The 511-nt window shown below is 66.1% G+C and carries 1 protein-coding gene; it reads left to right on the forward strand.

Annotated elements, in window-relative coordinates; all coding sequences use genetic code 11:
* Positions 1–511, forward strand: a 511-nt coding sequence (locus tag G4L39_RS14715) for a hypothetical protein (RefSeq protein ID WP_205880957.1), incomplete at both ends; no start/stop codon positions are given.

Raw genomic sequence — 511 nt, forward strand, 5'->3', positions numbered from 1 at the left:
TCTGGCCCAGGAAGCGTGGGAGAAGAGGAAGGCCGAACTTGCGCCCCAGATGCGGGCGCTGATTCCGCCCGGACAGAGCTGGTCGGACGAAGCCCGGCAGGCCATTGAAGCGGAATTTGCAGCCTTGCGCGAACGGGCGGCACGCTCGGCGGCCGAGCAGGCGGCCAAGGAAAAGGCGTTGGACGAGTTGTCCGAGCGGCTGGGCACGCCACGCGAGATTGTGTGGCCGGATGGTCGGAAACTGATTCTGGTTGACGAGATTGCCGGTTCGCCGGTTTTCCTGACGAGCCCCGAGCCGGTCGCTGATGTGTGCATTCGCGCAGCCGAGTTGTGGGCTCCGGGGGTGTGGCCTGATTCGGACAGCGACACGGGCCGGAATCTGACGGGCACGAACATGACGTTGCCGTTGCGGGAGGTGGACGGCGGAGTGCTGCCGGGTTGGGCATACAACTCCATTCCCAACGCGCCGATTATTGCCCGGCCGGTGCCGGAGCCGTCGACCTGGGCGCTG

Source organism: Limisphaera ngatamarikiensis (assembly GCF_011044775.1).
GTDB classification, from domain to species: domain Bacteria; phylum Verrucomicrobiota; class Verrucomicrobiia; order Limisphaerales; family Limisphaeraceae; genus Limisphaera; species Limisphaera ngatamarikiensis.